This window comes from Hymenobacter canadensis (genome assembly GCF_027359925.1).
Taxonomy (GTDB): Bacteria; Bacteroidota; Bacteroidia; order Cytophagales; family Hymenobacteraceae; genus Hymenobacter; species Hymenobacter canadensis.
In genome coordinates, this window is the sequence record NZ_CP114767.1 from 3148893 (window position 1) to 3171086 (window position 22194).

Sequence of the window (22194 nt, forward strand, 5' to 3'; positions counted from 1 at the left end):
TACGTTCCGCTTCGCTCGGAATGACGTTCCCGGATGACGTTCTATTGTCTAGTAGCTCAGCAGCTTTTCCACGGCTTCGCGGAGGCGCTGCTGGGGCAGGAACTGCTTTTCGAGGTTGGGCGAAAACGGAATGGCAGTGTCGAGGGAGCCGACGCGCATGAGGGGCGCATCGAGGCTGCGGAAGCAATGCTCGGCAATCCAGGCCCCGATTTCGCCGCCCAGGCCGCCCGTGAGCGTGTCTTCGTGGAGCAGCAGCACGCGGCCGTTTTTCTCCACCGTTTTGCGCACGGCGTCCTCGTCCCAGGGCAGCAGGGTGCGCAAATCCAGGATGTCGGCGTCGAGGTTCAGCTCCTCGGCCAGGCCCAGGGCCCAGTGCACGCCCGCGCCGTAGGTGATGATGCTGAGCGTGTCGCCTTCGCGAACCAGCGCGGCCTTGCCGATGGGCGTGGTGTAGTAGGCGTCGGGCACGGGGGCTGAGATGCTGCGGTAGAGCTGCTTGTGCTCGAAGTACAGCACCGGGTTGGGGTCTTCGAAAGCGGCGCAGAGCAGGCCTTTGGCGTCGACGGGGTTGCTCGGGTACACCACTTTCAGACCGGGCGTGTGCGTAAACCAGGCCTCGTTGCTTTGCGAGTGGAACGGGCCGGCCGCGGTGCCGGCGCCGGTGGGCATGCGCACCACCACGTCGGCGTTCTGGCCCCAGCGGTAGTGGCTTTTGGCTAGGTTGTTTACAATCTGGTTGAAGCCGCAGGTCACGAAATCGGCAAACTGCATTTCCACCATAGCCTTCCGGCCCTTGATGCTCAAACCCAGCGCCGCGCCCACAATGGCCGACTCGCAGAGGGGCGTGTTGCGCACCCGCGCCTTGCCGAACTGCGCCACAAAGCCGTCGGTGATTTTGAACACCCCGCCGTAGTCGGCAATGTCCTGGCCCATGAGCACCAGTTCGGGGTAGCGCTCCATGCTCTGCCGCATCCCGTCCGAAATGGCGTCGACGTAGCGTTTGTCAGTTGTTGGTTGCTGGTTGTCAGTTGTCAGATTCAGGGCCAAATCGGGCTCGAAAGCCCGGTACATGTCGCCGATTTCCTCGGTGAGGCTGGCAGTGGGCATGGGCACGGCGTCGGCTATGCGCAGGCCTTCCTCGATTTCGCGCTTGATGGTTTCGCGGTAGCGCATGCGGGCTTCCTCGTCGAGGATGCCCTCGGCCAACAGCCACTTCTCGTAGTTCTCCACCGGGTCTTTCTGGGCCCACTCGTCAAACAGCTCCTGGGGCACGTACTTGGTGCCGCTGGCTTCCTCGTGGCCGCGCATCCGGAACGTGAGGGCCTCCAGCAGCACCGGGCGCGGGTTCTGGCGCAGGTCTTCAGTGAGGCGGCGCACGGTGTCGTACACTTCCAGTACGTTGTTGCCGTCTACCTGCACGGCCTCCATGCCATAGGCGGGGCCTTTATCCACGAAGGAGCGGAAGCGGAACTGCTCGTTGGAGGGCGTGCTGAGGCCGTAGCCGTTGTTTTCGATGATAAAAATGACCGGCAGCTGCCACACGGCCGCCACGTTCAGGGCCTCGTGGAAGTCACCTTCGGAGGCTCCCCCGTCGCCGCTGTAGGTGACGGTTACCTTGGGCCGGTCGGCGAGCTTGTCGGCCAGGGCAATGCCGTCGGCCACGGCCAGCTGCGGCCCCAGGTGCGAAATCATGCCCACGATGTAGTGCTCGTTGGTGCCAAAGTGGAAGCTCCGGTCGCGGCCCTTGGTGTAGCCGGTGGTTTTGCCCTGCCACTGCGCAAACAGGCGGTCGAGCGGGATGTTGCGGCCCGTGAATACGCCCAGGTTGCGGTGCAGCGGCAGGATGTACTCGTCTTCGTCGAGGGCCAGGGTGCTGCCCACCGAAATGGCTTCCTGCCCGATGCCCGAAAACCACTTGCTGACCTTGCCCTGCCGCAGCAGAATCAGCATTTTCTCTTCAATCAGGCGCGGCTTGAGCAGGGCTTGGTAGAGGTGCAGGAGCGTATCGTTGGCGTAGTCTTTCCGGTCGAAGTTCATCGGGAGCAGGCAGAAGTGGTGGGTGGCGCCAAAAGTACGGGTTTGGGTTGGATGCGAAATTATTGGCAGCAGGATTGTGAAATGAGCGGCCAGCCGGCATCTATCTTCGTGCGCTAAATTCCTTTCCTTATCCTGCTTTTATGACCCGATTACTACCGCTGAGTTCCTTGTTGCTGCTTGCCCTCCCCGCCCTGGCCCAGCAGCCCGATACGCTCAGCCCGCGCCGGGTGGGCGTTGCGGCAACCACCGATGATCTGCCCATTTTTCAGAATACTTTATCGAATGACACACTATACCATAGAGTTGAGGGAATACTTATTGAAACAATTCCCCTCCCCTCGCCCTTCCTCCCCCTCCAGGAGCAGCTCCGCCGGGTAGCGGGCGTGCAGGCCTCGCCCTACTCCGGGGCGCCGGGCGCGCAGGTGGCGGTCCGGCTGCGGGGGGCGGCCTCGTTGGCCCGCAACGCGCAGCCGCTCTACGTGGTGGATGGCGTGCCTGTGTACCAGAACATGGGCGAGAGTGAGCTACAGACCACCTATGGCGTGCAGCAAGTGCAGGTGTACGGCCTCAACCCGCTGCTGAACCTGCCCAATGAGGACGTGGAATCGGTGACGGTGCTGCGCGGGGCGTACGAGACGGCCGCGTATGGCGCGCAGGGCCAGAACGGCGTTATCAGCATCACCACCAAGCTGGGCCGCCTAAACCAAGCTCCGCAGGTGCGCTACAGCGGCTACGGCGGGGTGCAGCAGGTGCGCCGCCGCTACGACCTGCTGAACGCCCGCCAGTACGCCGAATTCCAGAACGAAGCTGCCCGCAACACAGGCTTCCCGGAGCCGTTTTCACCCATCCAGGTGGCTGGCCTAGGTGAGGGAACCGACTGGCAGCAAGAGGTGCTGCGCGTGGCGGCCCTGCAGGAGCACCACCTGAGCGTATCGGGCGGCCGCCCCACCACCCGCTACTACGTCGGCGCCGACCACCTGCGCCAGAACGGCATCGTGGAAAACTCGCAGCTGCGCCGCTACGCCCTGCGCGCCAACATGCAGCAGCAGCTCACGCCCCGCCTCACGCTGGATGCCCGCGCCGGTGCCAGCCAGTCCGAAGCCCGGCTCCCACCCGAAAGCCTTACGCTGAATATGCTGACGGCCGCACCGGTGTTTCCGGCCCGCCTGCCCGACGGTGAGTTGAACGATAACCCGCGGTTTGGGGTAAATCCGCTCAGCCAGGCCCTGCGCCAGACGCGCGAGCCCCGGCAGCGGCAGCTGCTGGCCCGCCTGGAACTGCGCCAGCAGCTCGGTCAGCACTTCACGGCCAGTCTACTGGGCCATGCAGAGTGGAACCACCTGCTCCGCACCGGTTTCAATCGGGGCAGCGGCGTATTTGCCGACTACGAAGACCGCCGCAACGACCTGCGGCAGATGCGCCAGCTCACCTACCGTACTGCCCTCGATTACAGCCGTACCCTGGCTGGGCGCCACGCCCTGACGGCGCACCTGGAGGTGCGCCATCATAATGTGCAGCAGTACGACAGCACCGACACGCGGCTGAGCAACAACTCAGGGCAGAGCATCAGCTACAGCGTCAGTCAATTTAACAGCAACCTGCTGACCGCCACCCTGCAGACGGGTTACACCTACGCCGACCGCTACGAGCTGCAGGCCAGCCTCCGCCGCGACGGCAGCAGCGCCTTCGGCACCGACCAGCGCTGGCAGTGGAGCCCCGGCGCGCAGCTTACCTGGCATGCCGGGCAGGAGGCATTTCTGAAGGACAATTCCATCGTGTCGCAGCTGGATGTGCGGGCAGGCGTAGGGCGTACGTCCAATGCCGGATACCTCTACGGACAGAATTTCTTTGCCCTTTTCCAGACCGGGGCGGGTGGCTTGGGCATCCAGACACTATCAATCCTGGGAGTCACCACCCAGCAGGATGCGGGCCTGAGCGTGGGGCTCTGGGACAACAAACTGATGGTAGAGGCCGGTGCCTACCAGCGCCGCACGGCCCTTAGCACCATTGCCCTGTTTGGCCGCTCCGACGAGGCCGGCACGCTGCGGGCCCGCGGCCTGGAGCTGAGCCTGACCGGCACCTGGCTGAGTGGCCCCCGCTGGCGGGCCGGCACCACCCTGGCCCTGGCCGCCCAGCAAAGCCGCTACTATGGTAATGTGGGGTGGGGCAACAACAACGTGCAGCTAACGGCCGACGGCGAGCCGCTGGCCACTTACCGCGGCCTACGCTACCTCGGCCCCGACGCCACCGGCCAGCCCCGCTACGCCGGCAGCACGGGTGCCTCCCCGGAGGGCACCTACGAAAACCTGGGCTCGGGCCTGCCCACGCGGCTGCTGGGCTTCACGCAGGATCTGCGCTACCAGCGTCTGCGCTTGCAGCTGCAGGCCGATGGTGCCTTTGGCCACCAAGTGTATAGCCTGGCGGGCCGCTACCTCGACGACCCCGCCTTCTACGCCAACGGTCGCCGCCTGCTCGACCGCTGGACACCCGCCAACCCCAACACCGACGTGCCGGCCGCTGGGGCAGGCCTGCGCTCCAACAGCTCGTATTTTCTGCAGTCGGGCAACCATGTGCGACTGTCCAGCTTGCAGGTCAGCTACGAGCTGTGGAAGCAGGCGGCGCGCAGCGTGAGCGTGTGGGCGGGCGGCCAGAACCTGCTGGTGCTGACCAAATACCGCGGCTTCGACCCCAGCGTGAGCAGCGCTGGCGCCGACGCCAACCAAGCCGGCCTCGACGCCAGCGCCTACCCCACGGCCCGCACTCTGCTGCTGGGCGTGCAGGGTGAATTTTAAGATTGGTGACGGAGTAGATGCCCCATCCAGCACCACAGTTGCTATTGGCTTATTCACGCCAAATGACATATAATGCAAATACGATATAAAGAGACTATAAATCCCCTGTAACTTGCGTAGCCCGGCCAGAGTCAATTGGCCGGGCTACTGCTTTTTAATGAAAATACGCCTACTTCTTTGGGGGCTGATCTTGTTTGTATTGCTGGATCTGGCCTTCACCTTTTTTCAGGCCAACCAGCTGCCGCTGGAGGGCGACATGGTGGATATTGTGCTGCCGGGACCTATGTCCCAACGGGTACTGCAGGACCCGTTCGGCTGGACGGTGCTCACGCGAGACTCGGTGTACGTGGCTCCCAACCGCTTTTTTGCCCACGCGGCCATGGGCGGCTATTTCAAGACGGTGCCGTTTGCGCTGCAGCGCCTGATGCCGCCCATTGCCAGCGTGTACGCCGCCTGCGCCTTGTTTGGGGTACTGGTGCAGGGGCTGCTGCTCTACGTGCTGGCCGTGTACACCACCGGCAGCTACTCGCTGCGGCGGTGGCAGCTGTGGGCCACGGCGGCGCTGCTGGTGCCGCTGTTTCAGCTCGGCGGCTACAACGACCAGATGGGCATTCTGGACCGGGCCATCACCTACACGTTTTTCTATGCCTTCCCGATGACGCTGCTGCTGCTGCTGCTGCTGCCGTTTTATCTGGCGGCGCGGCGCGGCGAACCGCTGCGCCTGAGCTGGCCCCGCCGCTTAGCACTGGTCGCTCTGATGGTGGTACTGGCCTTCAACGGGGCCATCATCACGGGCGTGGTAGCGGTGCTGTTTCTGGGCATTGGGGTGCATTGGATGTGGCGGCAGTGGCAAGCCGGGGCGCGGTTTGGGCCGGGGCAGTGGCTGGAGCGGGTGCGCCAGCTGCCGGGGCTGCCGGTGGCGCTGCTGGGCGTGTTTCTGGCGCTGTGCCTGTACTCGCTCTACATCGGGCAAAACGAGCTGGAAGGTGCCGAGCACACGATGCCGCTGTGGCAGCGCTACACCCGCATTCCGTCGGGTATTTTCTGGCTGACCCGCCGGCCCGGCCTGCCGGTGCTGCTGGGAGCCACGCTGCTGAATGGGTGGCTGATTCGGCGCTGGCTGCCGGTTTCTGAGGAGAGCCAACTGGTGCGGCGGGTACTGCTGGGGCTAGGGCTGTTCAGCGTGGTGTACGTGCTGCTGCTGCCGCTGGGCGGCTACCGCGAATACCGCCCGCTCATCATCCGCCGCGACTCCATCATGCCGCTGCTGATGGGTTTGATGTTTCTGTACGGCCTGAGCACGCTGCTGCTGCTGCGCCAGCTGCCCCGCCCACATCAGCGGCGCTACCTGGCGGGCGTGCTGGTGGTGTCAGCGTTCTTCATGCTCTCCGACCAGCCGCTGCTCACCAACAACAACGACTGCGAACGGGCCAGCCTGGCGCGGCTGGCCGCGTCATCGGAGCCGGTGGTACGCCTGGGCGAGGGCTGCACGGTGGCCGCCTGGTGGAAAATCAACGACCCGCAGTATTCCGAGTATAATGCCCGGCTACTGCACTATTGGGGCATCACCAAAGACAAAAAACGCTACTACCTGCAAGGCTGGTAGGGCTTGGGAATTGGAGGCTAGGCAATGACCATTCGGCCTTAATTTGATGGAACGGCCTTCGCCCTGTTTCCTGCCCCCTACACCCTGTTGAGTCAATGCTTCCGAACCCGAAAGGCCAACCAATGGTTAGCTTTCTATCCTGTTTCTCTCCCGCTCTGCTTCCATGATTCATTTCGAAGAATTTACGCTGGCCAACGGCCTGCGCTGCATCGTGCACGAAGACCACACCACCCCGATGGCCGTGCTCAATGTGCTCTACAACGTGGGCGCCCGCGACGAGGACGCCGACCACACCGGCTTCGCGCACCTGTTTGAGCACCTGATGTTTTCGGGCTCCGTGAATATCCCGAGCTACGATGAGCCGCTGCAGCGGGTAGGCGGCGAAAACAATGCCTTCACCTCGCCCGACATCACCAACTACTACCTCACCGTGCCCGCCGCCAACCTCGAAACCGGCTTCTGGCTGGAGTCGGACCGGATGCTGAGTTTGGCTTTCTCGGAAAACGGCCTGGAAGTGCAGCGCAAAGTGGTCGTGGAAGAGTTCAAGCAGAACTACCTCAACCAGCCCTACGGCGACGTGTGGCTGAAGCTGCGCCCCCTCGCCTACCAGCACCACCCCTACCAGTGGGCCACCATCGGCAAGGAAATCAGCCACATCGAAAACGCCGTGATGGACGACGTGCGGGCGTTTTTCCAGAAGCACTACGCCCCCCAGAACGCCGTACTGGTAGTGGCCGGCGCCGTGACGGTGGCCGAAGCGCGCCGCCTGGCCGAAAAGTGGTTCGAACCCATTGCGGGCGGCCCAGCGTACGAGCGCCAGCTCCCCGCCGAGCCCCGCCAGACCGAGCCCCGCTTCCTGGAAATAGCCGCCGACGTGCCCCTGAGTGCCCTGTATAAGGTGTACCACATGCCCGCCCGCAGCGCCGACGACTACTACGCTGTGGACCTGCTCAGCGACCTGCTGGGCCGCGGCAAGTCCAGCCGCCTGTACCAGCAGCTGGTGAAGGAAAACCCGTTGTTCAACTCCATTTCAGCCTCCGTGACGGGCTCCCTGGAACCTGGCCTGCTGGTGGTGAGCGGCAAGCTCAACACGGGCGTGACGCTGGAAGCCGCCGATGCGGCCGTAGAAGCCGCGCTGGCCACCCTCCGCGAGGCCCCGGTAGCTGACGACGAGCTGGAAAAGGTGAAGAATCAGGCCGAAGCCAGCATCGTGTTCGGGGAAATCGAGTTGCTCAACCGCGCCATGAATCTGGCCTACAGCAAACTGATGGGCGACGCCAACCTGGTGAATCAGGAAAGCGCCCGCCTGCAGGCCGTCACGCCGGCCGCCGTGCACGCCGCCGCCCGGGAAGTGCTGCGCCCCGACAATTGCAGCACGCTCTACTACCGCGCCCAGCCCGCCGCCGAAACCGCTCCGGCAGCCCTGGCCACCGCCGACGCCAAGTAGCCATTGGGCTGGAATACGAGGGTAGAGACGCAACATCTTGCGTCTCTACCCTCGCACCGTGACACACTAAATATCTACAAAGCAAAGGCCCGGCCGACAATGCGTCGGCCGGGCCTTTCTTGTGTGGTCCTAGAAGTCGGGTTGGCTTACCAGCCGCTGCCGCCCGAACCCCAGCCGTCGTCCTTTTTCTTGGCGGGAGCAGCTTTCTTAGCGGCCGGCGCGGCCGCTTTCTTGGTGGCCGTGGTGCCACCCGAAGCCTTGGTCTTGCTGGCGCTGGCCGAAGCAGCTACCGGAGCTGGCGTTGGCTCAGGCGCGGCGGCTACTGGTTCCGGCTCGGGCTCCGGCATAGGCGCGGCTACCACCGGATCGGGGCGGCGCACATTGCGCTTGATGTAGGGAGCCAGCGGACGGCCCCGGTAGTCAGTGGTTACACGGTGCGAAGGAGCCGCCGTGAAGCCGGGCGCTACCACCGAGCCGCCGGGCTGGTTGCTAGTGCCCGCCGCCGACATACCGCCGCCACCGAAACCGGCTTGGCTGGAAACGGCATCCGTAGTGGCTGCAGCTACAGGCTCAGCAGCGGGTGCTTCCATCGGGGTAGCAGCTGCGGCCGGAGCAGCAGCAGTCTTTTTCGGGGCAGCAGCAGCTTTTTTTGGTGCTGCCGCTGGCGTACCCCAGCTATCCGACGAGCCCCAGCCGTCATTGGATTTCTTTTTAGTCTGCGCCAGCGCAGGAGCAGTTACGAGGAAGGTGCCGACCAGCAGCAACGGTAAGGCAAAACGATTCATTAGATCTAAGATTAAAAAGTGCTGCAAGATACGGCTCCGCCTGCTGGCAGGAAACCTTCTGTGTAGATTCTTGCGAAACGCAGAGCCGGGCCAGAAGTTCCTGTCGTTACGGGAATTAACGTGCCATAGTGCGGGCCTATTGCTTTGCCGGCTTCGGGCTGGGTTTGGCGGGCGCAGCCGGTGCGGCGGGTGCCACCGCTGCCGCCGCCGGCAATGGCGCAGCCGGGTTGGTTGCGGCAGCGGTGCCAGGAGTCGCGGCCGGCTCATCGGCTTCCAGGGTGGCAGCCGGGGCGAAGGGCTGCACGGCTGCTGGCTTGGCCGGCGCGGGCTTGGCTTTAGTGGCCGACTGGGCCTGGGCCGTCAGGGCCAGCAGGCAGCCAGCCAGGGTGGGTAGTAGGGGAAAACGAACCATAACCTGACAGATGAAAGGTGGGACATTCTATAAGTTACAATTTATTTTCGCCTTTTCCTCAGCTACTTACCTCATTCCATTACACGCGAAAAGCCTGATCAGCAGATCAGGCTTTCACTGTATCGGGCGCAACGTGAGCCACGGAGGCTACGGCTTACGGCGGGTGGCCGGGGCAGTCTTTTTCTCTGAGGAAATAGACGATGCCCCGGTTGCCGCCGGCTTGGAAGCTTTCTTTTTCAGCGGCCGGCCCATGTAGTCGGTAGTGGGCGGACTGGGCATGTTCAGGCGCAGGCCCGGGGCCAGCTTCATATCTTCCTCGTCTCGCCGCCCCGACCGGTCGTAGCGGGCGTAGGCGCCGGAGCGAGCTTTGGTGCGGGTGTTGCTGGTGCGGTGGTAGCCGTTAGCCGCCTTTTTGGTGCCGCTGGGGCGGGTGGTTTTCTGGGCCTTTGCCTCCGACATCAGTAGGACGCCAAGCAAAGTGAGGCCAACAGTGAAAACAGAGACGATACGCATGGCATAATTCAGTTAGGAGACTGGCAATGAGCTACCATACGCAGACGCGGCGCGTCCGGATGTATTACCAGCTGGCAGGCTCGCTGGAGGCTACGGTGCTGTTTTCCGTGGTGCTCTTGCCCAGCGTAGTGGCAGCTTTGGCTTTCTGCTTGAGCGGGCGGCCCCAGTAGTCGGTGCTCACACGGCGGTAAGGCGCGGTGTTCATGCCGGGGGCCGCCATCACGCCCGACGACTGCATCATGGGGTCGGTGCTGGCCTGCTCCTGGTAGGCTACCTCTTTGGCGGCGGCCGTGGTCAGGTTGGCTTTCTGCTTTTTCTTGAGCGGGCGGCCCCAGTAGTCGGTGGTTGGGCGGCCGTGCAAACTCAGGCTCTGGCCGGGGGCAGTGTTCCAGCCCATCGTATAAGTAGGGGCCACCTCGGCTTCGTCGGGGGCCACGGCGGCAGGCTCGGCCAGCTCATCCAGCCACGAATCGGCGTTGGCGGGCAGCTGGCCCTGGGCGAAAGAAGTGCTGAACGAAGCAGCGACCAGAAAGGCGGAGAGGAACAGGGATTTCATAACCAGGAAAATCAAGATGGTAGGCAAACAGGAAAGGCAACCGGGCCTCAGCAGCAGAACGGGCGGCGCCCCACGTTCCGGCGGCTGGCCGCTGGTATTTGCCCTAAGACAGCAACCATACCAATTTCCTTTTCTAGGCGGAGGGCATTACCTTGTTTTTCAGAAAAACTACCTTCAGCAAACGTGTAAGCAGTTTTTAGTCAGCTATTTTTTTCTTGAAGCCGACCTTACCAGCTGCCCGGACGCTTGTTTTCCTACTCACCCGGCAACTACCTACCTTTGCACCACTATGCAGGAGAACATCACCCGGCTGCGCGCCGAAATAGACGCGTACGACCTCAGCACCCCCGAGCAGCTCGACCAGTTTCGCATTGCCTACACGGGCCGCAAAGGCCAGCTGGCCGATCTGTTCGACCAGCTGAAAACCGTACCGCAGGAGCAGCGCCGGGCCGTCGGCCAGGAGCTAAACCAGCTCAAGCAGCTGGCGCTGGCCCGTTTCGAGGGCCGCCAGCAGGAACTGGAGGCCGCCACGGCCACGGCTCCCGCAGACCCGACCTTCGACTACACGCTGCCTGCCGTGCCACAGGCGCTGGGCACGCGCCACCCGCTGAGCGTGGTGCGTGAGGAAATCGTGCGGATTCTGGCCCGCATCGGCTTCAACGTCGCTGAAGGCCCCGAAATCGAGGACGACTGGCACAACTTCACGGCCCTCAACTTCCCCGAAAACCACCCCGCCCGCGACATGCAGGACACCTTCTTCGTGCGCCGCACGCCCGGCGAGCAGGAATGGGTGCTGCGCACGCACACCAGCCCCGTGCAGGTGCGCGTGATGCAGGCGCAGAAGCCCCCGATCCGGAGCATCATGCCGGGCCGCGTGTACCGCAACGAAGCCATTTCGGCCCGCGCCCACATGATGTTCCATCAGGTGGAGGCGCTGTTCGTGGATGAAAACGTAAGCTTTGCCGACCTCAAGCAGACCGTGTACCACTTCGTGCAGGAGCTGTTCGGCAGCGACGTACAGGTGCGCTTCCGGCCGTCCTTCTTCCCCTTCACCGAGCCCAGCGCCGAAATCGACATCACCTGCCTGATCTGCAAAGGCAAGGGCTGCAACATCTGCAAGCAGACCGGCTGGGTGGAAATCGGGGGCTGCGGCATGGTCGATCCGGCGGTGCTGGAGCAGTCCGGCATCGACCCGGAACGCTACTCCGGCTACGCCTGGGGCATGGGCATCGAGCGGATTACCATGCTCAAGTACCAGATCAAGGACCTGCGCCTGTTCACGGAAAACGACCTGCGCTTCCTGCGGCAGTTCGAGAGCGTGCAATAAGCCCCGCTCGCAACCCGACTGCAGACTACAAGCAGCATTCTGCCGTTGTGATGACGGGACACGTACCGAAGGCCGTATAAGCGCCTACGTTACGGTTCCGCCGCCACAGCGGCAGTTGCCGTTTGGTGGCACTTGCTTAGCCGTTCGGCCAGCTTTATCTACACTTGTTCTCATGAACCCAGCCCACCTCCTTTCTCCTGCCGGATATTTGCCGCGTTGGCGCGCCCTTGCAGGGCTGCTGGCCTTTGTGGGGCCCCTCATGCTGGCTTCCTGTGATTCGGGCTCCAACGCAGTGGAGCCCCAGATTCCGCTGGTGGCCTTCAACACGCCCATCAACCTCACCAACCAGGAGTACGTGGCCCTGCGCGCCGACAACGGGGCCGCCTACGTGGCCGGCGGCGTGCGCGGCCTGATTGTGGTACGCCAGAACGCCAGCACCTACGCGGCTTTCGAGCGCAACTGCCCCTACCGCGCCAACGACACCTGCGCCCGGGTCCGCATCGATGCGTCGCGGCTGTTTCTGCGGGACGCCTGCTGCGCCTCCCAGTTCGACCTGCTGGGTCGCCCGCAGGCCGGGCCGGCCACCCGTTCGTTGCGCCAGTACACAACTTCTTTGTCCGGTAGCATCCTGACAATCACTAACTAGCCGCAAAGCGCAATTTTTTTTTAGGCCAATGCTTGCACAAACTTTCAAATTGGGGTAATATTGCACCAGCAACGGCAAAAAAAGCCGCCATAACCGCTTCCTTAGCTCAGCCGGTTAGAGCATCTGACTGTTAATCAGAGGGTCCCTGGTTCGAGCCCAGGAGGGAGCGCCAAGAAAACAAAAAGAGCCTATCGTATTCCGATAGGCTCTTTTTGTTTTCCGGGCATGTGTGCCTGATAAACAGGCGCTGGCAGCGCCTTACTCGCGGGCCGTGGAGCGGCGCGGGAACAGCTCCGACTTCAGCACTACGCTTTGCGTGGGCAGGATGGGGCGCTTCTTCTCAATAGCGCGCAGCAAGATGGTGGCAGCTTCGCGGCCGATTTCGTAGGCGGGCTGGGTGATGGTGGTGAGGGCCGGATTGAGCAGCGCGGCTACCCCCAGATTGGAAAAGCCAATAACCTTCAGGTCGGCAGGAATGGTGAGGTTCAGCGTCTGGCAGGCCAGGTAGGTGCTGATGGCCAGACGCTCGACGGATGCGAATACGCCGTCTATTTCGGGGCGGGCACGCAGCAGGTTGGCAATCAGGGCCGTGTTGTGGTCGTCGTCGCCTTCGCCGCTGAGCACCAGGGTATCGTCGAAGGGCAGGCCGGCTTCCTGCAGCGCCGCCTGGTAGCCCTGCATGCGCATGCGCCCGATAGAAAGGTTGCCCGATACCAGCAGATGCGCCACATGGCGGCAGCCGGCTTCCAGCAGGTGCCGGGTGGCCTGGTAGCCGCTTTCGTAGTCGTTGGTGGTGACGTGGGCGGTCTGCAGCGCGTCGCAGACCCGGTCGAAGAAGACGATGGCGGGCTTGCTGGCGTGCAGCTTCTGCAGATGCCCAAACTCCTGGCTGCCGCTGGCCACCGACATCAGCAGCCCATCCACGCGCCCGCCGGTGAGGTACTGCGTGATGGCTACTTCCCGCTCGAAATCCTCGTGCGTGAGGTAAATGAGGACGTGGTAATCGTTTTGGCGGGCCACTTCCTCAATACCATTAATAGCCAGCGAGAAGAAATGGTTGTTCACTTCCGGAATCACGACCCCAATGGTCTTGCTGATGTTGCGCCGCAGGCTGCTGGCGTATTCATTGGGGCGGTAGTCCAGCTCGGCGGCCAGGGCCCGCACCCGCTCCTTGGTCTGTGGCGACACTTCGTAGCTGTCCTGCAGGGCACGCGATACGGTGGCAATGGACAGGTTCAGCTCCTGGGCGAGCCGTTTCAGGTTGACGGGGTTCATGCAGGAAACTAAACCAGGCGAAAAAGAACGCGGATGCAGCGCGAGCCGAAAGGCTGTGCCGGGTAAATCTAACGCATTTCACGTAATGCCCCGCTGCTGCGGAGCACGCCGGGCTACCGGCCAAACGCGGCTGGCAGAACGGGTTGAGATGCCGGTCGGCGGGCTGCCCGGAGTGCTGGAGGCGTAATTTGATGTAAACGTTTGCGTAGATAAACCCGCATTCGGCGTGCCGCATCGCTGCTAAATGTACTGTACTTAGCAGAGCGAAGGCTGATGAGTGACCACTAACTTCGTCTTGTTTGCTCGCTCTTCCAACTGCTGAAAACAGCTTCTGCCTTGTCTCTGGCAGGGCCTTGAGCGGCTTACAGGCTGCGCTCCGGCTTCCGTTCTCCGATTTGCCACACCTCAATTCCCACTTGTATGACTCGTTCTTTACTTGCCTTTCCGCTCCGCTGGGCTGCCACACCGCTAGCGCTACTACCAGCTCTGGCATTGGCGCTGCCGGCCGGCCCGGCCTACGCGGCCGTGGTACGGCCCACCGCTCCGGTGGCCGATATCACCGTAAAAGGGCGAATTCTGGATGAACGGGGCGCGGGCCTGCCCGGCGTGAACGTGGTAGTAAAAGGCACTTCCAACGGTACCCAGACCGACGCCGACGGCCGCTACTCCATCACGGCCGCCGAGGATGCCACGCTGGTGTTCAGCTTCATTGGCTACCTGCCGCAGGAAGTGGCGGTAGGCGGCCGCACCTCCGTGAACGTTTCGCTGGCACCCGACAACAAGACGCTAAGCGAAGTGGTGGTGGTGGGCTACGGCGTGCAGGAGAAAAAGCTGCTTACCACATCCATTGCCTCGGTTTCGGCCAAGGATGTGGAGCTGATTCCGGTGGCCTCGCCGTCGGAAGCGCTGGTGGGTTTGGTGGCCGGGGCGCAGATTACGGAGCCGTCGGGCGAGCCGGGCGCGGGCGCCGTGATTCGTATCCGGGGGCTGGGCTCGATTTCGGCCGGCAACTCGCCGCTGTACGTGGTGGACGGTTACCCGCTCAACAGCGCCGACAACTACAACCAGATTCCGCCCGGCGACATCCAGAGCATCCAGATTCTGAAAGACGCGGCGGCCTGCGCCATTTACGGCTCGCGCGGCGGCAACGGCATCGTCATCGTGACTACCAAGCGCGGGCAGGCCGGCAAAACGCGCTTCAGCTTCAATGCCAACACCGGCATTCAGCAGGTGGCCAAAACCGTGGACGTGCTCAACCGCGACCAGTACCTGGACTACCTCAAGGAGTCGTTTACGAACGGCGGCCGCGTGATTCCGGCGGCCCTGCAGGCAGACCCCAACACCCTGGCCGATACCGACTGGCAGGATGAGATTTTCCGGACCGGCGTGCAGCAGAACTACCAGCTGTCAGCGTCGGGCGGGGCGGAGAAAAGCCGGTTCTACATTTCGGGCGGCTACTTCAAGCAAACGGGCATCGTGAAGGGCACCGGTTTCGAGCGGTTTTCGCTGCGGGCCAACTATGACGCGCAGCTAAGCAACAAGCTGAAAATCGGGCTGAACCTGGCGCCTTCGTTTGCCCGCACCGACGTGCGGCCGATTTCGGGCAGCTACAATGGCGGCAACATCACGGGCGGCGGCCCGGGCGGCGAAACGGCCGCCGTGACGACGGCCCTGATTCTGGCGCCCGTGGTGCCGGCCCGCCTCGGCAACGGCGACTACGGCCTGATCAGCAATGCCTTCCCGGCCAACACCATCACCATCAGCGACCTGCTGAACCCGATTGCGCCGCTGGACCTCTACCAGGACCGCGCCAACGCCGTGCGGGCGCTGGGCAGCACCTTTCTCGATTTTGAGGTGATAAAGGGCCTGAACCTGCGCACCAACTTCGGGGCCGAGCTGCTGGCCAACCGCCGCGGCATCTACGTGCCGGCCACGCTGCCCACCAACAACTCGCGCAGCGCCAACCTCTCGAATCCGGTGCTCAACAACATCGACGCGCGGCAGCTCAACAACACCAACTACAACTGGGTGTGGGAAAATACGGCCACCTACAACCGTACGCTGGGCCTCGACCACAACGTGACGCTGCTGGCTGGCTACGCAGCCCAGTACAACATCAACGAAAGCAGCAACGTGCTGGGGCAGACCGGCACTTACACCAACACGTCGGTGGAATACGTGACCGGCGCGGGCCAGATTTTCGGCGGCGCCGGCTACTCGGCCAACTCGCTGAGCTCGGTGTTTGGCCGCGTGGATTATGCCTTTAAGGAGCGCTACATTCTGACGGCGGCCCTGCGCACCGATGGCTCGTCGCGCTTCGGGCCCGACAACCGCTACGCCACGTTCCCGTCGGTGGCGGCGGCCTGGCGGGTGGGCGAGGAAGCCTTCGTCAAGGCCATTCCAGCCATCAGTGAGCTGAAGCTGCGCGCCAGCTACGGCGTGACCGGAAACAACAACATCGGCGACTACTCTTACCAGAGCTACCAGCAGAGCGCCAACTACGTGTTCGGCACCAACACCGGCACCCGCGCCTTCGGGTTTGCGCCCAACGGCGTGGCCCTGCGCGACCTCACCTGGGAAACCAACACCCAGTTTGATGCCGGCCTCGACGTGGGTTTGTTCGGCGACCGGCTATACCTGACGGTGGCCGCCTACCAGCGCAACACCACCGACCTGCTGCTCAATCGCAACATTCCGGCCGTCATCGGCTACTCCACGCGGGCCTTGGCTAACGTGGGCGAGGTGCGCAACCGCGGCGTGGAATTCCAGCTGAACACGGCCAACTTCGTGGGCAGTGACTTCACCTGGAACACGGCCGCCAACCTGTCGTTCAACCGCAACCAGGTGATGGCGCTGGCCGGCGAAAACGACCAGCTGCTCTACGACGCGGTGTTTGGCTACACCAGCTCCATCCGGGTGGTGCCGGGCCAGCCGCTGGGCCTGTTCTACGGCTACGAGCAGATTGGCGTGTACCGCGACCAGGCCGACGTGGACAGCAGCCCCAAGTTCGGGACCGGGGCCACCGTGCCCGGCGACATCAAGTACGCCGACAAGAACGGCGACGGGGTGATTAATGCTGGCGACATCGACGTTATCGGCAATCCGTTCCCAGACTTCACTTTTGGCCTGCAGAACACCTTCGGCTACAAGCGCCTGTCGCTAGCCGTGACGCTGCAGGGCTCACAGGGCAACGACGTTCTGTATGGCGGCGACCGGTATGTAAACAACTTCCCCGGCCAGGCCAACGCCCGCACCAACGTGCTGGACCGCTGGCGCTCGGCCGACAACCCCGGCAACGGCATGGAGCCCCGCGCCACCTCCAGCCCGTCACCGTCTATTCGGGAGTTCAGCTCGCGATTCGTGCACGACGCCTCGTTTCTGCGCGTGCGCAACGTGACGGTGCGCTACAACATTCCGACGGAATGGGCTAAGCGCGGCGGCCTGCAGAGCGCCGGCATTTACGTGGCCGCGCAGAACCTGTACACCTTCACCAAGTACTTCGGCTACAACCCCGAGGCCAATAACTTCGGCAACACCACGCAGCCCACCTACGGCGTCGACCAAGGCTCCTACCCCATGGCCCGCACCATCACGCTGGGCGTAAACGTCGGCTTTTGATTGAGTTGTCAGTTGCTGATTGTCAGTTGTCAGACAGGAATTTCAGCAAGAGCCTGACTAACAACTGACAACCGGCAACTGACAACTCCGCTTCCTCCCTCCAAAATCTCCCACCATGACTTTCAAGAAACTACTCACCAGAGCAGGCTGCGCGGCGTTGCTGGGGACCACCCTGCTGGGCACCACTGCCTGCGACAAGGAATTCATCGACCTCAACGACCCCACCCGCATCCCCACCACCGAGGGCTACAACGACTCGCTCAGCCTTGTGACGGGCGTATCGGCGGCGTATGCAGGCCTACAGGACATCTATGGCAAGGCAGGCTCCAACAACGGGCTATTCGTGTTTGCCGAAGTGCCTTCCGACAACAGCACGTCGGTTATTTCGGGGCAGAACATCAATGAGTTTGACTTCTTCACCGTGACGCCCACCAACGCCCGGCTGCAGAGCCAGTGGACGGTGACTTACCGCACCATTGCGCGCTGCAACGTGATTCTAACCCGCGGCGCAGCCGTGAAGCTGACAGAGGCCACCCGCAACCGCCTGTACGCGGAAGTGAAGTTTATCCGGGCCCTGGCCTACTTCAACGCCGTGCGCATCTGGGGCGACGTGCCGCTGGTGACCAGCGAAATTGCTACTATCGCCGACGCCTATACCTTTGGGCGCACGGCCACCGCGCAGGTCTACACCCAGATTGAGCAGGACCTGCTGGACGCCGAAGCCAGCCTGCCCGTGACGCAGAACGCCGCCAATCTGGGCCGCGCCACCAAAGGCGCCGCGCAGGGTTTGCTGGGCAAAGTCTACCTCACCCAGAAGAAATACAACGAGGCCGCCGTCAAGCTCAAGCAGGTGATTGACGCCGGCACCTACGCGCTGCAGCCTACCTACGCCAACATCTTCTCCCTCACGAACGAGATGAACAGCGAGATTCTGTTTGCGGTGCGCTACAGCAAGGGCGGCCTGGGCGTGGGCAGTCCGTTCGCCAACTACTTTGCCGTGACGCCGGCGCTGGTGGGCAACGTGGGCACCTCCGACCAGTTCAACATTATCCACCCCGACCTGGTGGCGGCCTTCACAGCTAGCGGCACTACCGACACTCGCGCCGTGGCCTCGTATGGCGCCACCGCAGTAGGCGGCGTGAACACCTTCTACACCAAGAAATACGCCGACACGCCCACAGCCTCGCTGGACGCCGAAAACGACTGGATTGTGCTGCGCTACGCCGACGTGCTGCTGATGTACGCCGAGGCCCTGAACGAGCAGAACACGCCCGCGCTGGCCATCGCGCAGCTCAACCGGGTGCGCACCCGCGCCGGCGTGCCGGCTCTGGCCGCCACTGTCGTTCAGTCCGAGGTGAAGCTGGCGCTGGAGCGCGAGCGGCGGCTGGAGCTGAATATGGAAGGCCACCGCTGGTTTGACCTGCTGCGCACCGACCGCGCCATTCCAGTGATGAACGCCTTCTTCACGCAGTACAACATCCGGCCCAACAACGGCACCACCGGCACGCCCATTCAGGTGCAGACCTACGAGCTGCTGCAAGCATTACCCATCCAGGAAATCCAGACCAACCCGATCCTCACACAGAATCCGGGCTACAACTAGAGTAAGTGTGTGTGAAAAAGTGCAGAACATGCCAAGCGCAACCAGGTCCCTGCAAGGGTCTGGCTGCCTTGGCGCACTGGCCCGCCCCTTTCTCCCCACCCTTTTCCACCCCTCATGACTTCACTGAACCTGATGAAGGTGCTCACGGCCGCCGCCGCGCTGTTGCTGGGCACCTTTAGCAGCCGGCCGCTGCAGGCCCAGTCGGCACTGCTGCAAAATGCGCCGGGCCGTAGCGTACTGAGCCTCAACGGCAGCTGGAACTACATCATCGACCCCTACGAAAACGGCTTCTACGACTACCGCCGCGAGGCCTTCGACCAGTCGAAATCGGGCAAGGGCGGCTACTACGACAACGCCAAGCCCAGCAGCAAGCAAGAGGAAGAGCTGATTGAGTACGACTTCGACAAGTCGCAGGCCATGCAGATTCCGGGCGACTGGAACTCGCAGCGGCCGGAGCTGCTCTACTACGAAGGCACCATCTGGTACAAGAAAAGCTTCGCGCTGGCGCCCAAGCCCGGCAAGCGGTACTTCCTGTACTTCGGGGCCATCAACTACGAGGCGCACATTTACCTCAACGGCAAGAAGCTGGGCATGCACAAGGGCGGCTTCACGCCGATTCAGTACGACATCACCAGCCAGCTCAGCGCCTCCGGCGACAACTTTGTGGTGGTGAAGGCCGACAACACCCGCCGTCCTGAGGAAGTCCCGACTATCAACACTGACTGGTGGAACTACGGCGGCATCACGCGCGACGTGTTTATTGCCGAAACGCCCGCCACCTACATCAGCGACTACAAAGTACAGCTGGCCAAAGGCGACGCGAATACGGTGGCCGGCTACGTGCAGCTGGCCGGCGAGGGCCGCGCCAATCAGGCCGTGACGCTTAACATCGGCGAGGCCGGCCTCAAACAAACCGTGCAAACCAACCCCGAAGGCCGCGCCACGTTCAGTGTGCCGGCCAAAAAGCTGGCCCGCTGGTCGCCGCAGAGCCCCAGGCTGTACGCGGTGAGCTTGACGAGCAACTCCGACGCGGTGCAGGACCGCATCGGCTTCCGCCTGATTGAGACGCGGGGGCAGGACATCCTGCTCAATGGCCGCAGCCTATACATGCGCGGCATCAGCATCCACGACGAAAACCCGCTGATTCCGGGCCGGGCGCGGGGCGAGGGGGATTTGCGCATGCTGCTGACCTGGGCCAAGGAACTGGGCTGCAACTACGTGCGCCTGGCTCACTACCCGCACAACGAAACCATGCTCAAGCTGGCCGACGAAATGGGCTTGCTGGTGTGGGCCGAAGTGCCGGTGTACTGGACCATTGCCTGGGAAAACCCGGCCACCTACCAGAACGCCGAGCAGCAGCTTACGGACCTGATTTCGATGGGGAAAAACCGCGCCAGCGTGGTGGTGTGGAGCGTGGGCAACGAAACGCCGCTGGGCGCGCCACGCCTGAAGTTCATGAGCAGCCTCGCCCAAAAAGCCCGCGCCCTCGATGATACCCGCCTGATTTCGGCGGCCCTGGAGCTGCACCGCACCCCCGACAACGTGGTGCACGTGGACGACCCGCTGGGCGAGTTTCTGGATCTGACCAGCTTCAACGAGTACGCCGGCTGGTACTGGGGAGGCAAACCCGGCGAAATCACCAAGTACACCTTCGACATCAAGTACAACAAGCCAGTGATGGTCAGTGAGTTTGGCGGCGATGCGCTGGCCGGCTACCACGGCGACGCCAACACCCGCTGGAGCGAGGAATACCAGGAGGCGCTGTACGTGAACCAGCTGAAAATGCTGAGCACCATCCCCGGCCTGCGCGGCATGACGCCCTGGATTCTGGCCGACTTCCGCGCCACCCGCCGCCAGCACCCGGTGTACCAGAACGGCTTCAACCGCAAAGGCCTGATTTCGAGCACCGGCCAGAAGAAAAAGGCCTACTACGTGCTGCAGGAATATTACCGCCAGATGGCCCGCAAATACGACGGAAAGTAACAAATGACAACCACGACAAAGAACGTCATGAAGAGCGGAGCGAAGCATCTCGCGTGCAGTCATTGCAACGTTACTTCAACGTCAGCACGCGAGGTGCTTCGCTCTGCTCTGCACGACGTTTCTAGATCGGGCAAGCTCCTCCTCGCCATTACCCTAGTCCTAGGCCTGTCTTCAACCGCCCAAGCCCAGCAACTCGACACCACCGAGTACACGTTGCGCGTGGACGCCAAAAAGACCATCAACAACTCTGCTATTGATGGCAAGGCCGGCTTTTCGGCTTACAAAAGCTACGCCACGCGCTCCATGGCGCAGCTGTCGGGTTTCCGGCCGGGCACCGTGAAGCTGAGCAAGTACGGCGGGCGGCTGGACAAGCGCGCCAAGGCCACCGGCTTCTTCCATGTGCAGAAGATAGATGGGCGCTGGTGGGCCATCGACCCTGCCGGCTACTACTTCCTGCACAACGCCCCTAACGACGTGCAGCCCGGCAGCTCGGAACGCACGCAAAAGGCGGTGAAGAACAAGTTCCGAGACCGAGCCGGCTGGATGACCGGCACCCGCAAGTTCCTGCTCGAAAACGGCTTCAACGGCACCGGAGCATGGTCGGCAACCAAGGAAATACAGGCGGAAAACGCCCGCGCTGACAAGCCGCTGGCGTACACCGTGAACCTGGATTTCATGAGCAAGTACGGCGACAAGCGCGGCGGCACCTACGTGCAGCCCGGCCACAAAGGCTACCCCAACGACGTCATTTTCGTGTTTGACCCCGGCTTCGAGGAGTTTGTCGAGGAGCACGCCAAGCAGCTGGCGCAGTACCGCAACGACAAGAACCTGTTCGGCTACTTCTCCGATAACGAAATGCCACTGCTGCGCAAAAACCTGGACGGCTACCTCAAGCTGCCCCAGACCGAGCCCGGCTACCAGGCGGCCAAGAAGTGGGCCGACGCGCGCAGCATCACCCTGGAAACCATCACCGACCAGCACCGCCAGGAGTTTCTGGCCTACGCTGCCGACCGCTACTTCAGCATCGTGGCTAGGGCCATGAAGAAGTACGACCCCAACCACATGTACCTCGGCTGCCGCTTCCACGGCGCCCAGCGCTACTACCCCGAGCTGATGAAGGTGGCCGGCCAGTACCTCGACGCCATCAGCATCAACTACTACAACAACTGGACGCCCGAGCCGCGCTGGGTGCGCGAGTGGGAGCAGACTGCCGGCAAGCCGTTTCTAGTGACGGAGTGGTACGTGAAGGGCGAAGACGCGCCCGGCCTGGCCAACACCGCCGGCGCCGGCTGGGTGGTGAAGACGCAGAATGACCGGGGCCTGTTCTACCAGAATTTCACGCTGGGCTTGCTGGAATCGAAGAATTGCGTGGGCTGGCACTGGTTTAAGTACCAGGACAACGACCCGACGATTGTGGGCGCCGAGCCCTCGAACACCAACGCCAACAAGGGCATCGTGGACAACTACCTGAACCCCTACACGCCGCTGCTAAACAAGATGCGCGAGCTGAACCAACAGATGTACCTGCTGGCCGACTACTTCGACCAACACCAACCGTTGGTGCGGTAGAACGACGTAGAGACGCGAATTCGCT

At 62.8% G+C, this 22194-nt stretch carries 15 protein-coding genes and 1 tRNA gene; 10 read left to right on the plus strand and 6 right to left on the minus strand.

Features of this window, described 5'->3' with window-relative positions; translation table 11 throughout:
- Positions 1-48 precede the first annotated feature (48 nt).
- Positions 49-2037: an alpha-ketoacid dehydrogenase subunit alpha/beta gene (locus O3303_RS13570; protein ID WP_269558934.1), complete on the minus strand. Its 1989-nt coding sequence runs from the start codon at positions 2035-2037 to the stop codon at positions 49-51.
- Between the two features lie 140 nt (positions 2038-2177).
- Between O3303_RS13570 and O3303_RS13575 the strand changes: the two genes are divergently transcribed.
- The 3 genes from O3303_RS13575 to O3303_RS13585 all read left to right on the plus strand — a co-directional run bounded on the left by O3303_RS13575 (position 2178) and on the right by O3303_RS13585 (position 7882).
- Positions 2178-4829, plus strand: a complete 2652-nt coding sequence (locus O3303_RS13575; RefSeq protein ID WP_269558935.1) for a SusC/RagA family TonB-linked outer membrane protein — start codon at positions 2178-2180, stop codon at positions 4827-4829.
- A gap of 157 nt (positions 4830-4986) precedes the next feature.
- Complete coding sequence (locus O3303_RS13580; RefSeq protein ID WP_269558936.1) at positions 4987-6435, plus strand: hypothetical protein; 1449 nt, start codon at positions 4987-4989, stop codon at positions 6433-6435.
- A 163-nt stretch (positions 6436-6598) separates the two neighbouring features.
- Positions 6599-7882 (plus strand): M16 family metallopeptidase, encoded by a 1284-nt coding sequence (locus tag O3303_RS13585; protein WP_269558937.1) that lies wholly within the window; start codon positions 6599-6601, stop codon positions 7880-7882.
- 146 nt (positions 7883-8028) lie between these two features.
- Here O3303_RS13585 and O3303_RS13590 read toward each other — a convergent pair whose 3' ends face one another.
- From O3303_RS13590 to O3303_RS13605, 4 genes are all read right to left on the minus strand, one after another.
- The gene (locus tag O3303_RS13590) at positions 8029-8667 is read right to left on the minus strand and encodes a hypothetical protein (RefSeq protein WP_269558938.1); all 639 of its coding nucleotides are present in this window, start codon (positions 8665-8667) and stop codon (positions 8029-8031) included.
- A gap of 136 nt (positions 8668-8803) precedes the next feature.
- Complete coding sequence (locus O3303_RS13595; protein ID WP_269558939.1) at positions 8804-9079, minus strand: hypothetical protein; 276 nt, start codon at positions 9077-9079, stop codon at positions 8804-8806.
- A 147-nt stretch (positions 9080-9226) separates the two neighbouring features.
- Entirely contained in the window at positions 9227-9592 is a 366-nt protein-coding gene (locus O3303_RS13600; protein ID WP_269558940.1) for a hypothetical protein, read from the minus strand.
- A gap of 64 nt (positions 9593-9656) precedes the next feature.
- Positions 9657-10148, minus strand: coding sequence for a hypothetical protein (locus O3303_RS13605; RefSeq protein ID WP_269558941.1), 492 nt, complete (start codon positions 10146-10148; stop codon positions 9657-9659).
- Between the two features lie 289 nt (positions 10149-10437).
- Here O3303_RS13605 and pheS point away from each other — a divergent pair, with 289 nt between their 5' ends.
- The 3 genes from pheS (at position 10438) to O3303_RS13620 (ending at position 12293) form a co-directional block, all read left to right on the plus strand.
- Positions 10438-11475, plus strand: a complete 1038-nt coding sequence (gene pheS, locus O3303_RS13610; protein WP_269558942.1) for a phenylalanine--tRNA ligase subunit alpha — start codon at positions 10438-10440, stop codon at positions 11473-11475.
- A 259-nt stretch (positions 11476-11734) separates the two neighbouring features.
- A complete protein-coding gene (locus tag O3303_RS13615) occupies positions 11735-12121 on the plus strand; it encodes a Rieske (2Fe-2S) protein (RefSeq protein ID WP_269558943.1) in 387 nt (128 codons plus the stop codon).
- Between the two features lie 95 nt (positions 12122-12216).
- Positions 12217-12293 (plus strand) — tRNA-Asn (locus O3303_RS13620).
- A gap of 86 nt (positions 12294-12379) precedes the next feature.
- Here the strand turns inward: O3303_RS13620 and O3303_RS13625 are convergent.
- Positions 12380-13396, minus strand: coding sequence for a LacI family DNA-binding transcriptional regulator (locus O3303_RS13625; RefSeq protein WP_269558944.1), 1017 nt, complete (start codon positions 13394-13396; stop codon positions 12380-12382).
- A 420-nt stretch (positions 13397-13816) separates the two neighbouring features.
- Between O3303_RS13625 and O3303_RS13630 the strand changes: the two genes are divergently transcribed.
- The 4 genes from O3303_RS13630 (at position 13817) to O3303_RS13645 (ending at position 22169) form a co-directional block, all read left to right on the plus strand.
- Positions 13817-17014: a SusC/RagA family TonB-linked outer membrane protein gene (locus O3303_RS13630; RefSeq protein WP_269558945.1), complete on the plus strand. Its 3198-nt coding sequence runs from the start codon at positions 13817-13819 to the stop codon at positions 17012-17014.
- A 115-nt stretch (positions 17015-17129) separates the two neighbouring features.
- A complete protein-coding gene (locus O3303_RS13635; protein ID WP_269558946.1) occupies positions 17130-18617 on the plus strand; it encodes a RagB/SusD family nutrient uptake outer membrane protein in 1488 nt (495 codons plus the stop codon).
- Positions 18618-18731: 114 nt separating this feature from the next.
- Positions 18732-20600, plus strand: a complete 1869-nt coding sequence (locus O3303_RS13640; RefSeq protein WP_269558947.1) for a glycoside hydrolase family 2 protein — start codon at positions 18732-18734, stop codon at positions 20598-20600.
- Positions 20601-20693: 93 nt separating this feature from the next.
- Positions 20694-22169, plus strand: a complete 1476-nt coding sequence (locus tag O3303_RS13645; RefSeq protein WP_269558948.1) for a hypothetical protein — start codon at positions 20694-20696, stop codon at positions 22167-22169.
- Positions 22170-22194: the final 25 nt, after the last annotated feature.

Bases quoted from the DNA above. Each gene is read 5' to 3' on its own strand.
- O3303_RS13570 (WP_269558934.1), bottom strand. From the start codon at position 2,037: ATGAACTTCGACCGGAAAGACTACGCCAACGATACGCTCCTGCACCTC.
- O3303_RS13575 (WP_269558935.1), top strand. From the start codon at position 2,178: ATGACCCGATTACTACCGCTGAGTTCCTTGTTGCTGCTTGCCCTCCCC.
- O3303_RS13580 (WP_269558936.1), top strand. From the start codon at position 4,987: ATGAAAATACGCCTACTTCTTTGGGGGCTGATCTTGTTTGTATTGCTG.
- O3303_RS13585 (WP_269558937.1), top strand. From the start codon at position 6,599: ATGATTCATTTCGAAGAATTTACGCTGGCCAACGGCCTGCGCTGCATC.
- O3303_RS13590 (WP_269558938.1), bottom strand. From the start codon at position 8,667: ATGAATCGTTTTGCCTTACCGTTGCTGCTGGTCGGCACCTTCCTCGTA.
- O3303_RS13595 (WP_269558939.1), bottom strand. From the start codon at position 9,079: ATGGTTCGTTTTCCCCTACTACCCACCCTGGCTGGCTGCCTGCTGGCC.
- O3303_RS13600 (WP_269558940.1), bottom strand. From the start codon at position 9,592: ATGCGTATCGTCTCTGTTTTCACTGTTGGCCTCACTTTGCTTGGCGTC.
- O3303_RS13605 (WP_269558941.1), bottom strand. From the start codon at position 10,148: ATGAAATCCCTGTTCCTCTCCGCCTTTCTGGTCGCTGCTTCGTTCAGC.
- pheS (WP_269558942.1), top strand. From the start codon at position 10,438: ATGCAGGAGAACATCACCCGGCTGCGCGCCGAAATAGACGCGTACGAC.
- O3303_RS13615 (WP_269558943.1), top strand. From the start codon at position 11,735: ATGCTGGCTTCCTGTGATTCGGGCTCCAACGCAGTGGAGCCCCAGATT.
- O3303_RS13625 (WP_269558944.1), bottom strand. From the start codon at position 13,396: ATGAACCCCGTCAACCTGAAACGGCTCGCCCAGGAGCTGAACCTGTCC.
- O3303_RS13630 (WP_269558945.1), top strand. From the start codon at position 13,817: ATGACTCGTTCTTTACTTGCCTTTCCGCTCCGCTGGGCTGCCACACCG.
- O3303_RS13635 (WP_269558946.1), top strand. From the start codon at position 17,130: ATGACTTTCAAGAAACTACTCACCAGAGCAGGCTGCGCGGCGTTGCTG.
- O3303_RS13640 (WP_269558947.1), top strand. From the start codon at position 18,732: ATGACTTCACTGAACCTGATGAAGGTGCTCACGGCCGCCGCCGCGCTG.